Source organism: Nocardia stercoris (genome assembly GCF_003696265.1).
Classification (GTDB): Bacteria; Actinomycetota; Actinomycetes; order Mycobacteriales; family Mycobacteriaceae; genus Nocardia; species Nocardia stercoris.
Window position 1 is genome coordinate 1129477 of the sequence record NZ_RFFH01000001.1, and the last position, 12869, is coordinate 1142345.

A 12869-nucleotide genomic window follows, 5' to 3' on the forward strand; every position below is an offset into this window, starting at 1 on the left:
TTCCGACCGCCGGAGGGGTGCGGTCGGCGCCGGCACGGCACGCAGCGTGGCCGGCGCACTCCGGGTCGCCGCGTCATCCCCAGCCGGTTGCGCTGGCGCGCAACCGATCGCGCACCTCGGTGACCGCGGGCTGCTCCGGCCCGGCCCGGCCCGCCAAAAACAGCGTGTTGAGCGGCGGCACCTCCGGCGACTCGAGCCGGTACAGCCGGCCGTCGGCCAGTTCGGCCGCGCACAGGTAGGTGGGCAGGACCGTGATGCCCGCGCCCGCCACCGCCGCGGCCAGCACGCCCCGCAGATCCGGAACCACCACGGCGGGACTGCGCGTCAACCGGGTGCCGAAGATCGTCCGCCAATATCGGCGCAGGATGGGCAGATTCTCGGCGTACGCGATCAGCGGGGCGTGACCGAGATCGGCGAGCGTCCAGGGGGCCGCGGCGACGAGCGCGAATTCCTCGTCCAGCAGCGAGATCACGCGCACGCCGCGGGCCCGCGGGCGGGTCGTGGACACGATCAGGTCCAGCGAACCGCCGATCAGGGCGGCCAGCAAGCCCTCGGGCAGACCGAATTCGACCCGCAGCCGCAGACCCTGCCGGACCGGTTCGGCCAGCGCGGGAAGCACCCGGGTGCACAGCAGTTCCGCGGGTCCGCCGAGATGCACGGTGTGCCCGTAGCGTTCGGTGCCGCCCAGCAGGTTCGTGTCGACGGTCTCGCACAGGTCGTCGAGGGCGGGCGCGATGCGCGCCGCGAGTTCGTCGGCCGCCGCGGTCGGGGCCATGCCGCGCGGCATCCGGTTGAACAGGGGGCGTGCGATCCGGGTCTCGAGCTGTTTCACCTGGGCGGTGACGGTCGGTTGCGAGAGGCCCAGCAGCGCGGCGGCGGTCGAGACCGAACCGCTGCGGTAGACCGCCAGGAACGTTCGCAGGAGATCCAGGGACACACCGCGCATGAATTCATATCTATCAGGATTCCGATGGCGGCACCCCTATCGGTCTATTGGTTTCCGATGGCACGACGGTCCAGGATCGAGGGCACCGCGCCGATCCGGGCGCGGAAGAGCTTCAGTCACAAGGAGATCGATCCGATGCCCGGACGAATTCTGATCGCGCTGACCAGCCACGCCGAGCTGGGCCACACCGGCCGCACGACCGGCTTCTACGTCGCCGAGGCCGCCGAACCGTGGGCCGTCTTCACCGCCGCCGGCTACGCGGTGGACGTGGTGAGCGTCGCGGGCGGCCGCCCGCCGCGCGACGGCGAGGACCCCGCCGACCCACTGCAGCAACGCTTCCTGACCGACCCGCACATTGCCGCCCAGCTCGCCGACACCCCCACCCCCGACCGCATCGACACCACCCGCTACCGCGCGGTGTTCTTCTCCGGCGGCCACGGCACCATGTGGGACTTCCCGGACAACCCGGCGCTGGCCCGCCTGGCTCGGGAGATCTACGAGGCCGGCGGCATCGTCTCCGCCGTCTGCCACGGCCCGGCCGCCCTGCTCGGCGCCACCCTCTCCGACGGCACACCGCTGGTCGCCGGCAAGCGGGTCGCCGCCTTCACCGACGCGGAGGAAGCGGCCGTCGGCCTCACCGACGTGGTCCCGTTCCTGCTCGCCCAGCGACTCGAAGCCGCCGGCGCCCACCACAGCCCAGCCGCCACGTTCGCCGCACACGTGGTCGCCGACGGCCGCTTGATCACCGGCCAGAACCCAGCATCCGCCCGCGGGGTAGCCGAGCAGGTCGTGGCCGCCCTCAGCTCCGACCGGGCCGAGGGAGCCGCGTCCGCAGGTTCGGATCGCGTGGCGGAGGAGGTGGCCGCGCTTGCGGGTTCGGATCGTGTGGCCGGGGAGGTGGCTACGCCCGCCGGTTCGGACCGCGTAGCGGAGGAGATGGCGACCGCGCCTGCCGGGGCGGACCGCGTCGCGGGGGAGTCGCTCGTGCTCGATACGGCTGACGGCCCGCTGGACGCGTACGTGGCCCGTCCGTCCGGCTCGGTCCGGGGTGCGGTGATCGTGGCGCATCAGCTGTTCGGTGTCACGTCCGACATCCGCGAATTCGCCGACCGGCTCGCGGGCGACGGGTATCTGGCGATCGCGCCGAACTTCTATCACCGAGCCGGTGCCGGCATCGCGCTGCCGGTCGACGATGCCGGGCGTGCCCAGGGTTTCGAGCTGCTGGGCACGCTCACCCGTGACGGCGTGGTGGCGGACTTCCGGGCCGTGACGGACTGGCTGTCCGGGCAGCACCAGGGACCGATCGCGGCGCTCGGCGTCAGCATGGGCGGCCACCTGGCGTTCCTGGCCGCCGCCCGGCTGCCGATCGCGCTCACCGTCGTCCTGTACGGCGGCTGGCTGACCGGCACCGAGCTCCCGGTCGGCGGACCCACCCCCACACTGGATCTGGCGCCGGAGATCTCCGGCCGGCTCGTCTACCTCGTCGGCGACGCCGACCATGTCGTCTCCGCCGTCGATCGCGAGCTGATCGGAAAAGCATTGTCCGACAGTGGAGTCGGCGAACTGATCGTGCTGGAGGGTGGCGTCCCGCACGCCTACCTCAGCCCGGGGACCCCGAGCTACCACGCAGCGGCAGCGGCGACGACCTGGGATCGGATCGCCGCCGAACTCGCCGGGATCCAGGCCGCCGCGGTCCGCCGCCTGCGCCGTCCTGGGCTGGTGTCCCCGCAGTCTGCTCGCCGGGATCGCTGAGCATCCGGCCTGAGTGCACAATGTTCGGCTTGCCGGTTCCGGGCGATGATTGTGCGCTGCGGCCGGGCTGATCGCCACCCCGGCGGACATGTCGCGATCGAGGCTGCCGAACTGGGCCGTACCTCCGGCATTCCGGATCCGCTGTGGGGGAACCGGCGGTAGCGTCGCATCCATGGACCTCGAGTGGCTGCGTGCCAACCCGCGGCACCTGGGAATCATGCTGACGCATCAGCGGATCCGGGTGACGCCGGTGCCGGGCGGGGATATCTGTGTGGCCGAGCGGCTGACCCTGGACGACGGCAGCGAGATCTTCACCAAACGGCTGCCGGTGTCGGCTCCGGACGGGTTCTTCGCCGCGGAAGCCGCTGGGCTGCAATGGCTCTCGGTGCCCGGTGGTCCCGCGATTCCGGAGCTGATCGCGGTGGACGAGCAGGTGATCGCGATGGCCTGGGTGGAGCACGGCGCGCCCGCGCCGAGCGTGGCCGAGGATTTCGGGCGGCGGCTGGCGACCCTGCATCGTGCGCCGTGCCCGGATTTCGGTGGCGAGCAGCCCGGGTTCATCGGCACCGCACCACTGGACAACACGGCAGGCGCCGGTCTCGACTGGCTCAGCTGGTACCGGCTGCGCCGCATCGAACCGTATCTGCGGCTGTCCCGGGACCGTGGCGCGATCACCGCCGCCGACGCCGCCGCGGTGGAGGCGGCCCTGGACCGCACGGTCGTGCCGCCGGAGCCACCGGCCCGCATCCACGGCGACCTTCATCCCGGGAATCTGTTGTGGGGCAACGGTTCCGCCTGGCTGGTCGACCCGGCCGCGCATGGTGGCCACCGCGAAACCGACCTGGCCACCCTGCACCTGTTCGGTGGCCCGGCCCACCTGGACCGGATCCTGGCCGGCTATCAGGAGGTGTATCCGCTCGCCGACGGCTGGGCGGAACGCGTCGGCGTGCATCAACTCCATCTCGCGCTGGTGCACACCATGCTGTTCGGTCCGGGGTTCGCCGGTCTGGTCCGGGCGGCTGCCGAGGAGCGCCCGCTGTCGGGCCACGGAGTAGTCAGCTAGCCCTGGCTTCGATCGAGGTGCTGCGGCACTGACCCGAAGTGCCTCGGACCGATACACTTCGCGAGTTCGGCGGAGGCATGCAGTAGTGCCAGGGACTGCTCGTTCAGGCGTTGTCGCCAGTCTGCTGTCTGTTGCAGGGCCGTCGTCGCGTCCCCGTCGCCGTGGATGCGGGAGATCGCCAGAGCGATCTGTGGCAGTGGGAAGTGGCCGCGCCTGAGTAGATGGACGAGCCGCGCATCGGCGACGTCCCGTGGCGTGTACTCGCGGTGTCCGGTGTGGTGCCGACGGGGTCGCAGCGCACCGGCTCGTTCCCAGCTCCGCAACGTCGCGGCGGTGACGCCGATGTGGCGGGCAACCTCGCCGACGGTCAGGGGGACGCGAGCCGGCTCCGGGTCGGGCGGCAAGTGAGCGGCGGCCCGCAGTACACCGTCGAGCTGGTGGATGGTTTCGCGGTCGGCGACGATTCGACCGTGCGCGCGGTCGAGCGCGTCGAGTGCATCGGCGGTCCTGCCGCTGACGACGGCCGTGAGGATCGAGGCGCCGGTGGCGTGGCCGACCGCTCGGGACAGCGCGACGAATGCACGTAGCTGGTCGAGATGCCGCTGCTCGTAGACGCGATAGCCGTGCGCGGTGCGAGCGGCCGAGTCGATGATGCCCTGGGCCTCGTAGTTGCGCACCGCCTGTTGAGACACGCCCGCCGCGCGTGCCAGATCGATCGGTCTCATCGCTCCATAGTTTGAAGGTTTTCTGGATTTTTCACGGCAGTTCGGTGTCAAACCTTCCACCGTTGATTCAGAGTTACGATAACAAGGCATGTCACCGAGCACAGCCGAGAATCCACGCCCGCCACGGGCACCAGACTTCGTGCTGACCTTGGACGAGCTCAGAGCGGTCAGCGCCTTCAATGTCGCCTGCGCCGAACAGGTCATCGATCTCTTCGAGCAAGCGCACCCCACCGATGCCCGGCCACGAGCCGCGCTGAACGCGGCGCGGGCATTTGTCCGCGGAGGGTCTCGGTCCAACGAGCAGCGCGTCGCCGCGCTTGCCGCCCACCGCGCAGCGAAAGGAGCCGAACCGCCCGCAGCACACGCTGCGATGGCCGCCGGCGACGCAGCGGCGTCCGCCTATCTGCACCCGCTCGCGGACGGCGCGCAGGTAGGCCACATTCTGCGGGGACCCGCCCACTGCGTCCTTGCTCAACAGCGCCGAGCTGTGGAGCCCCTGACGCGCCCGGACGCAATCGAGAACGTCCTCGGGTACGTGACCGCGCAGGTAATCGAGGTGCTGCTGCGCTACCCGCGCGTCCGCCACCGCGGCCGGGAGATTGCTTCGGTGATGGGCGAACTCGACGCGCGGCTGCGGCGTGACTCGACCCGAGGACCGCAATGACCTTGTCACGCACGGCATCAAGTACTCGATCGTCGATCGCCGCTGGGCGGCGCCACTCGGTCGGAGTGCGCTCCGATGGGTCGGTGGTGACAGCGGGGATTCCCGAGGCGCCGGAGTGCGGAGTCGGCACCTGGAACAACATCGTGGCCGTGGCCGCGGGGAATGTGCACACGTTCTCGAACACCGGCCGCTCGCACACGGTGGGCCTGCGCGCGGACGGCACGGTACTTGCCGTCGGCTGGAACGGGGACGGTCAGTGCGATGTCGCTGATTGGGCAGGCGTCGTGGGCATCGCAGCCGGCTGGCGTCGCACGTTGTCGGTCCTCGCCGACGGTACGGTCCGTGCCGTCGGACGGGACAAGGAGGGAGCGGCCGACGTCGGCACGTGGAGCGAGATCGTCGACATCGCCGCCGGCGATTGGCATTCCGTGGGTCTTCGAGCTGACGGCACCGTCGTGGCGGCGGGAAGCAACAGACGAGGACAGTGCCGGGTAACCGGCTGGCGCAACGTGCGTGCGGTCGCGGCGGGCTATCTCCACACCGTGGCCGTCACCGAGGACGGACGGGTGCATGTCGCTGGAGACCCGTCGTGTGGTGGCGTGGCGGTATCCGACTGGCGTGACGTGTCACGAGTGTCCGCGGGGAGCTATCACACGGTCGCTGTCGACATCCGAGGCCGGGTCTGGGCCGCCGGGCACAACAGCCATGGGCAATGCGATGTGTCGTCGTGGCGCGACGTCGTGGCCGTCGCCGCCGGGTCGACTCACACTCTCGGATTGCGGGGCGACGGAGTTGTTCTCGCGGCCGGCAACAACGACGACGGTCAGTGCGACACGACGAAGTGGCAAATCCGGCGACGCTGAGCGGATCGAGAACACCGGTGATGTCCTCGGCACTCGGGAGCGCCGGTTCCGGTGTGAGTGCTGTTTCACACATAGGTTGTGCACAACTTAATTGCGTACTACATTATCGTGCATGACGAACCCACTGGCACTCGACGAGCAGCTGTGTTTCCCGCTCTACGCCGCGTCGCGCGCCATGACCGCGCGCTACCGGCCGAAGCTGGAAGCGCTCGGGCTCACCTATCCGCAGTACCTGGTCATGCTGGCGCTGTGGGAACGGGACGGGCGCACGGTGGGGGAGATCTGCGGCGAACTGGCCCTCGATTCCGGGACCGTCTCACCACTGCTGAAGCGTCTCGAAGCGGCCGGGTTCGTGACCCGCGCCCGCAGCGCCGACGACGAACGACGAGTCGAGGTCCGGCTCACCGGCGAGGGCCGGGAGTTGCGGGAGCAGGCGTGCCCGATCCCGGCGGCCATGGCCCGCGAGGTCGGCCTCCCGGCCCAGGACCTCGAGACATTGCGAAACCTGTTGGTGCGGTTGACCGCCGCGCTGGAGCGAACCGAAAGGGACGAACGATGAAAATCCTGTACACCGCGGAAGCACTGGCCAGCGGCGACGGCCGCAACGGCCACGCGCGCACCACCGACGGCAAGGTCGACGTCGACCTGTCCATGCCCGTCGAGATGGGCGGCGACGGCGCCGGCACCAACCCGGAACAGCTGTTCGCCGCCGGATACGCGGCCTGCTTCCACTCCGCGCTGCGCCTGGTCGCGCGCGCCGAGAAGGCCGATGTCAGCGACTCCGCCGTCGGCGCCCGCGTCTCGCTGGGCACCGCGGACACCGGCGCCTTCGGCCTCGCCGTCACCCTGGAGGTCTCGCTGCCCAACGTCACTCGCGACGAAGCCCTCGCGCTGACCGAGAAGGCGCACCAGGTCTGCCCGTACTCCAACGCCACCCGCGGCAACGTCGAGGTCACGCTGACCCTCGCCGACGACTGAGCCGTCCCCGGTGCGGCCGTCCGAATCATCGGGCGGCCGCACCGGCGCGTTCGTCCGGTTCCTGCCTGGTCGGGTGGTAGTGGTAGTACGTCCTATCTCGACGGCGGCGGCTCAGGAGTTCGGATGACGGCAGCGACCTCGGTCCTATCCACTGCGCTCGCGGGCGTGCCGGGGCTGCGCGACCGGCTCGCCGATCTCTACCGTGACCTGCATTCGCATCCCGAACTCTCCGGCGCCGAACATCGCACGGCCGCCATCCTGGCCGATCGTGCCGCGGCACTGGGCTGTTCGGTGACCGACGGGGTCGGCGGTACCGGGGTGGTGGCGGTACTGGCCAACGGCAGTGGGCCGACCGTCCTGCTGCGCGCCGATATCGACGCCCTGCCCGTGACCGAGGCGACCGGCCTGTCCTACGCCTCCGGGACCGACGGCGTCATGCACGCCTGCGGCCACGACCTGCACGCCACCTGCCTGCTCGGCGCGCTGGAACTGCTCGCCGGCTCTCGTTCCGGCTGGTCCGGGACCGTGCTCGCGGTGTTCCAGCCGGCCGAGGAGACCGGCACGGGCGCACAGGCGATGATCGACGACCGGTTCTACCATCGGTTCGCCACCCCGGACGTGGTGCTCGCCCAGCACACCGGGCCCTTCCCGGTCGGCGTGGTAGGCACCCACTCGGGGCCGTTCTTCGCCGCCACCGACGCGCTGCGGGTGGTGCTGCACGGCAAGGGCGGGCACGGATCGCGCCCGGAGGCCACCGTCGACCCGGTGGTGATGGCCGCGGCCACCGTGATGCGCCTGCAGACCGTCGTCTCCCGCGAGATCCCCGCCGGTGACGCCGCGGTGGTGACGGTCGGCTCGCTGCACGCCGGCACTACGCACAATGTCATTCCCGACGACGCCGAGTTGCAGCTCAACATCCGCACCTTCGATCCCGCGGTCCGCTCGACCGTCCTGGCGGCGGTGCACCGGATCGTCAAGGCCGAGGCCGTGGCGTCCGGGGCCCAATGGGATCCCGAGATCAGTGAGATCACCACCTTCCCCGTGCTGTCGAACGACGAGGCCGCCGTCGAGAAGACCTCCGCCGCCCTGGCCGCGGTCTTCGGCAGGGACCGGATCATCGACCCGGGCCGGGTGACCGGCAGCGAGGATGCCGGGATCTTCGCGACCGAGGCCGGAGTTCCGTTGTGCTACTGGCTGTTCGGCGTGCTGGACCCGGCTCGCTTCGGCAGCCCGGACCCGGTCGCCGGCCTGACCGCGCTGCTCACCGGCACGATCGACGCCAAGAGCGTCCCCAGTCCACACTCCGCCACCTACGCGCCCTCCCTGGACGCGATCGACGTCGGCGTCACGGCCATGACCACGGCCGCCCTCGCCTGGCTGGACCCCTCCGCCTGACCGGGCGGGTACGCCGCCGGGGTGATAGGGCAACGGTCCCAATCGGACCCGAACTACCATTCATGGATGTCGGGGCCGTGGAACATGTCGAGGATGGTCGAAGGCCGGGTGGTGCGCGACGCGTCGCACCCTGTCCGGATCCTGTTCCGCACCGGCCCGGGCCAGCTACTCGCGGTCGGTGAGCGCGGCCCGGAATCGAAGCTGCCGTGGCGGGGTCGGGCGGCGCGGCACCGCATCACCGGCGCCGACGGTTCGATCCTGGAACTGGACGGCCGCGACCGCGCCCGCACCACGGTCCTGCGCGAGAACGGCGCCCAAGCCGGAGTACTGCTGCACGGCACGTCCGTCACCGCCGTCGCCGAGCCCGGCGGCACCGTGTGCCACCTCGTCGCCGACCCCGCCCCCGCAACCCCCGACGTCGACGTCCTGTCCGTATTGGACCCGTGCGGAACCGAATTCGCCCGCACCGAGGTCGTGCGGACCCCCGCCGGCTGGGCCCGCGGCCACACGGTGGACGCGGCCGGGCACACCTACGTCTGGTGGGACCGCACCGGACTCGCCCCAGCCGTGCCCGTCCTGGGCACCCGCCTGGTGATCTGCCGCGACCTCGACCGCACCGAACGCGAGATCCTGCTGGCCCTCTGCACCGAGATCGCCGTCGACCCCACCCGCTACAACCGCCTGCTCACCCCCGCGGCCACACTCCACTGACCACCCCGGCCGCGAACCGTGGCTCACGGGAAGCTCTGCCCGGCAACGGTTCCGGGTCGGCGCCGGTAGGGTCCGGGCATGCGGATGGGGGATGTGCGGCGGATCGGTGCCGGGTTTCGCGCCCGGTGGCGGAGCTGGTCGCGCTGGTCGCGGACCGCCCGGGTGGCGGGTGTGGTCATGGTGCTGGTGCTGGTCTCGGCCGCTTCGCCGGTGGTGCTGCTGCGGCTGGCGGATGTGGGCACGCCGCGCGCCGATGTCCGGACCCGCGGCCACGATGCGTACTGGATCGGGCACCGCTGGGTCGACGGCCGTGCCACCGAGGCCGAGGTGACCGCGCTCGCGGCCCAGCTCGCCGGGACGGGGGTCGCCGATGTCTTCGTGCACACCGGACCGCTCGCCGACGACGGCAGCCTGCCCGCCGATCTCGCGCCGCGGGCCGGCTGGTTCGTCGCGGCCGTACACCGGGCCGCGCCCGGGCTGCGGGTGCAGGCGTGGCTCGGTGACCTGGTGGCGCCCACCCACGACGCGCTCGACATGGCGAACCCGCAGACGCGAAACCACGTGGCGGGCGCGGTGACTCAGGTGCTCGACCTCGGATTCGACGGTGTCCATTTCGATCTGGAGCCCGTTCACTCGGGATCGCCCGACTACCTTGCCATCCTGGATCGCGCGCACGCCCTGACCGGCGCCCGCGGCGTCCGGCTGTCGGTGTCGGCGCCGCAGCTGGACCCGCTGCCCGGACTGCATCTGGTGGGCGCCGCGCTCGGCCCGCACGGAAAGTTCTGGTCCCAGCGGTATTTCGCGCAGGTCGCGAGCCGGGTCGACCAGATCGCGGTGATGTCCTACGACACCTGGATGCCGACACCCGAGCTGTACAGCGGTTACGTGGCCCGCCAGACCGCCCTCGCGCTCGCGGTCACCCCGCCGGGAGTGGACCTGCTGATGGGGGTTCCCGCCTACTGGGCCGAGGACTACGGCCACCACGGTTCCGCCGAGACCGTGCCGGCCGCGCTGCGTGGGATCCGGCTGGGCCTGGGCCGGACTGCCCCGGATCGGCAGAATGTCGGTGTCGCACTGTATGTCGACTACACCGCGACCCCGGACGACTGGGCCGCCTACCGCCGGGACTGGGGGTCGGACGGCGGGGTGACTCGCCGGTAGTATTACCGGATGGACCAGTTGGAAACGATCGATACGACCCGTCTGCGCTGGTTCGTCGCGGTAGCCGAGGAATTGCATTTCGCCCGGGCCGCCCGGACGCTCGGCATCTCGCGGCAGCGGCTGAGCGCCACGGTCACCGAACTGGAGAGTGAACTAGCCCGCCCGCTGTTCGTTCCCGGTGCGCAGTCGACCCGGCTCACCGCCGCGGGGGAGCAGGCCCTCGCGGCCGCCCGCGAAATCCTCGCCCGCTCGGAAGAGACTGTGGCCCAAGACATTCCGGCGGGCCCGGGTGCGTTCCGGGTCGGCTACGTGCCGGGCGTGACCATGTCGAAGTGGGCCGACCGCTGGGCGGAACGCTATCCCGACGAGCCCCTGGAGCTGATCGGAATCCCGCAGGCCGAGCAGCTCGCCGCCCTGCGCGACGGCCGGGTCGACATGTGCCTGGTGCGGTTGCCCATCGATCGCGAGGGCCTGCACGCCATTCCGCTGTACAAGGAACTGGCCGTCGCGGTGGTCCCCAAGGATCATCCGATCTCGCTGTTCGACGAAGTGGTCACCGCGGACCTGGCCGCCGAACGCATGCAGGACGCGTCCGACCTGGACGACATCGCCGCCACCCTGGACCTGGTCGCCGCCGTCGGCGGCGCGGCGATCGTGCCGCACTCGCTGGCCCGACTGCACCACCGCCGGGATCTGGTGTACCGCACCGTCACCGACGTCGCACCCACCGAGATCGCACTGGCCTGGCCGGCCGCGTCCGACGACGAGCGCACCGAGAATTTCATCGGGATCGTCCGCGGCCGCACGGTGAACAGCTCCCGCACCCCGCAGCCGCGCGCCCAAACGCAACAGCCGCGTCGGGCCGCCAAGCCCCGGCAGGCGACGCGGGCCAAGCCCGCCAGATCCACCCGGCGCCGGTCCCGGTAGCCGAATACTCCGATGGGGTGGCACCGCAGTGCGGTGCCACCCCATCGGAGCAGTTCGAGCGAATCTAGCGCGGCTTGCGCTTCAGGATCTGGCCGCGGATCAGGATGATGCTGATCAGGGCGGCGAAGCCGACGAGGTAGATGTCCTCGACGTGCCCCTTGTGATTGCCCTTGAGCATGCACAGCAGGATGACCACGACCACCCAGCCGGCGATGTTCATGGCCTTCGTGGACTCGCCGCTCCAACCCCAAGCGGCGGACGGAACCTCGGCGGGGTCGACCTTCGTGACGACGGCGCTCTTGGCGGGTTCCAGTTCCGTGGCGGCCACGTTCGCTCCCATCAGTTCGAGGATGCCGCATCGAGCGCGCGGCATACGGTTTCGTCCCTATGGTGGCATACGACTGTGCGTCGTAGCCAGCGGGGTGAACCGGGTGTCCCACGTGTACGGCGGGATCGGCGCTACGGGAGAATGAACCGGTGTCCGACATCGTGAAAGTCCTGCTGCTGGGCAGCACCGGTTCCATTGGTACGCAGGCGCTGGAGGTCATCGCCGCGAACCCCGACCGGTTCGAGGTCGTCGGACTGGCCGCGCGCGGCGGGAACACCGAGCTGCTGGCCGAACAGATCGCCGCCACCGGCACCCGCAATGTCGCGGTCGCCGACCCGGCCGCCGCCGCGGCTCTCGGTGTGGACCTGAGCGGCCCGGACGCCTGCACCGAACTCGTGCGCCGCACCGACGCCGACGTCGTATTGAACGCCCTGGTCGGTTCGCTGGGCCTGCGGCCCACACTGGCCACGCTGGAGTCGGGCCGCCGGCTGGCACTGGCCAACAAGGAGTCGCTGGTGGCCGGTGGCTCGCTGGTGACCCGAGCCGCCGCACCCGGTCAGATCGTCCCGGTCGACTCCGAACACTCGGCGATGGCGCAGGCCCTGCGCGGGGGTCGCGCCGACGAGGTGGCCCGGCTGGTGCTCACCGCGTCGGGTGGCCCGTTCCGCGGCTGGACCACCGAACAGCTGCAGGCGGTGAACCCCGCCGAGGCCAAGGCGCATCCCACCTGGTCGATGGGCCTGATGAACACGCTCAACTCGGCCACGCTGATGAACAAGGGCCTCGAGCTGATCGAGGCGCACATGCTGTTCGGCATCTCCTACGACGACATCGACGTGGTGGTGCACCCGCAGTCGATCGTGCACTCGATGGCGACCTTCACCGACGGTTCCACCCTCGCGCAGGCCAGCCCGCCCGATATGAAACTGCCGATCGCGCTGGCCCTGGGCTGGCCGGACCGGGTGCCGGGCGCCGTCCCCGCACTGGACTGGTCCACCGCGTCGACCTGGGAGTTCGAGCCGGTGGACAACACCGTGTTCCCGGCCGTCGAGCTGGCCCGGCACGCCGGGCGCCTGGGCGGCTGTGTCACCGCCGTCTACAACGCCGCGAACGAGGTCGCCGTCGACGCCTTCCTGGCGGGCCGCATCCGGTTCCCGGAGATCGTGGGCACGGTCGCCGCTGTGGTCGAGGCCGCCGACACCTGGACCGCGGAACCCAGTACCGTGGACGAGGTGCTCACGGCCGACACGTGGGCGCGTGAGCGTGCGCGGACCTACATCACGCAGGCCGGTCAGCAGGCAGGACAGCAGTAGGCTGGATCCGTCCCACGAGCGTGGGGGATACGACGCAGGAAGG

General features: G+C 70.9%; 14 protein-coding genes. 11 read left to right on the plus strand and 3 right to left on the minus strand.

The features are described 5' to 3' along the window. Positions 1–73: 73 nt before the first annotated feature. Positions 74–946, minus strand: a complete 873-nt coding sequence (locus tag EBN03_RS05165; RefSeq protein WP_122186600.1) for a LysR family transcriptional regulator — start codon at positions 944–946, stop codon at positions 74–76. Positions 947–1081: 135 nt separating this feature from the next. Here EBN03_RS05165 and EBN03_RS34900 point away from each other — a divergent pair, with 135 nt between their 5' ends. Beyond that, the gene (locus EBN03_RS34900) at positions 1082–2698 is read left to right on the plus strand and encodes a dienelactone hydrolase family protein (protein WP_233608130.1); all 1617 of its coding nucleotides are present in this window, start codon (positions 1082–1084) and stop codon (positions 2696–2698) included. A 172-nt stretch (positions 2699–2870) separates the two neighbouring features. Continuing rightward, complete coding sequence (locus tag EBN03_RS05180; RefSeq protein ID WP_122186601.1) at positions 2871–3761, plus strand: fructosamine kinase family protein; 891 nt, start codon at positions 2871–2873, stop codon at positions 3759–3761. Here EBN03_RS05180 and EBN03_RS05185 read toward each other — a convergent pair. Further along, a complete protein-coding gene (locus EBN03_RS05185; RefSeq protein ID WP_199742593.1) occupies positions 3758–4546 on the minus strand; it encodes a MerR family transcriptional regulator in 789 nt (262 codons plus the stop codon). The two genes, EBN03_RS05180 and EBN03_RS05185, sit on opposite strands and share 4 nt — an antisense overlap. A gap of 28 nt (positions 4547–4574) precedes the next feature. Here EBN03_RS05185 and EBN03_RS33610 point away from each other — a divergent pair, with 28 nt between their 5' ends. The 8 genes from EBN03_RS33610 to EBN03_RS05225 all read left to right on the plus strand — a co-directional run bounded on the left by EBN03_RS33610 (position 4575) and on the right by EBN03_RS05225 (position 11185). Beyond that, complete coding sequence (locus tag EBN03_RS33610; protein WP_147471467.1) at positions 4575–5150, plus strand: putative immunity protein; 576 nt, start codon at positions 4575–4577, stop codon at positions 5148–5150. 83 nt (positions 5151–5233) lie between these two features. Then, complete coding sequence (locus EBN03_RS05195) at positions 5234–6013, plus strand: RCC1 domain-containing protein (RefSeq protein WP_233608131.1); 780 nt, start codon at positions 5234–5236, stop codon at positions 6011–6013. Positions 6014–6125: 112 nt separating this feature from the next. Next, on the plus strand, positions 6126–6572 hold the full coding sequence (locus EBN03_RS05200) for a MarR family winged helix-turn-helix transcriptional regulator (protein ID WP_122186605.1): 447 nt from the start codon (positions 6126–6128) through the stop codon (positions 6570–6572). Further along, positions 6569–6991: an organic hydroperoxide resistance protein gene (locus EBN03_RS05205; protein WP_122186606.1), complete on the plus strand. Its 423-nt coding sequence runs from the start codon at positions 6569–6571 to the stop codon at positions 6989–6991. Before EBN03_RS05200 ends, EBN03_RS05205 begins: the two co-directional genes overlap by 4 nt. Before the next feature lie 123 nt (positions 6992–7114). Then, complete coding sequence (locus EBN03_RS05210; protein WP_122186607.1) at positions 7115–8386, plus strand: amidohydrolase; 1272 nt, start codon at positions 7115–7117, stop codon at positions 8384–8386. Between the two features lie 66 nt (positions 8387–8452). After that, on the plus strand, positions 8453–9097 hold the full coding sequence (locus EBN03_RS05215; protein WP_147471468.1) for a hypothetical protein: 645 nt from the start codon (positions 8453–8455) through the stop codon (positions 9095–9097). Positions 9098–9175: 78 nt separating this feature from the next. Then, positions 9176–10258, plus strand: coding sequence for a glycoside hydrolase family 18 protein (locus EBN03_RS05220; RefSeq protein ID WP_122186609.1), 1083 nt, complete (start codon positions 9176–9178; stop codon positions 10256–10258). Between the two features lie 9 nt (positions 10259–10267). Beyond that, complete coding sequence (locus EBN03_RS05225) at positions 10268–11185, plus strand: LysR family transcriptional regulator (protein ID WP_122186610.1); 918 nt, start codon at positions 10268–10270, stop codon at positions 11183–11185. A 64-nt stretch (positions 11186–11249) separates the two neighbouring features. Here the strand turns inward: EBN03_RS05225 and EBN03_RS05230 are convergent, their stop codons facing one another. Next, complete coding sequence (locus EBN03_RS05230; RefSeq protein WP_199742623.1) at positions 11250–11513, minus strand: DUF2631 domain-containing protein; 264 nt, start codon at positions 11511–11513, stop codon at positions 11250–11252. Between the two features lie 149 nt (positions 11514–11662). Here EBN03_RS05230 and dxr point away from each other — a divergent pair, with 149 nt between their 5' ends. After that, positions 11663–12826: a 1-deoxy-D-xylulose-5-phosphate reductoisomerase gene (gene dxr / locus EBN03_RS05235; protein WP_122186611.1), complete on the plus strand. Its 1164-nt coding sequence runs from the start codon at positions 11663–11665 to the stop codon at positions 12824–12826. The last annotated feature ends 43 nt before the right edge of the window (positions 12827–12869 follow it).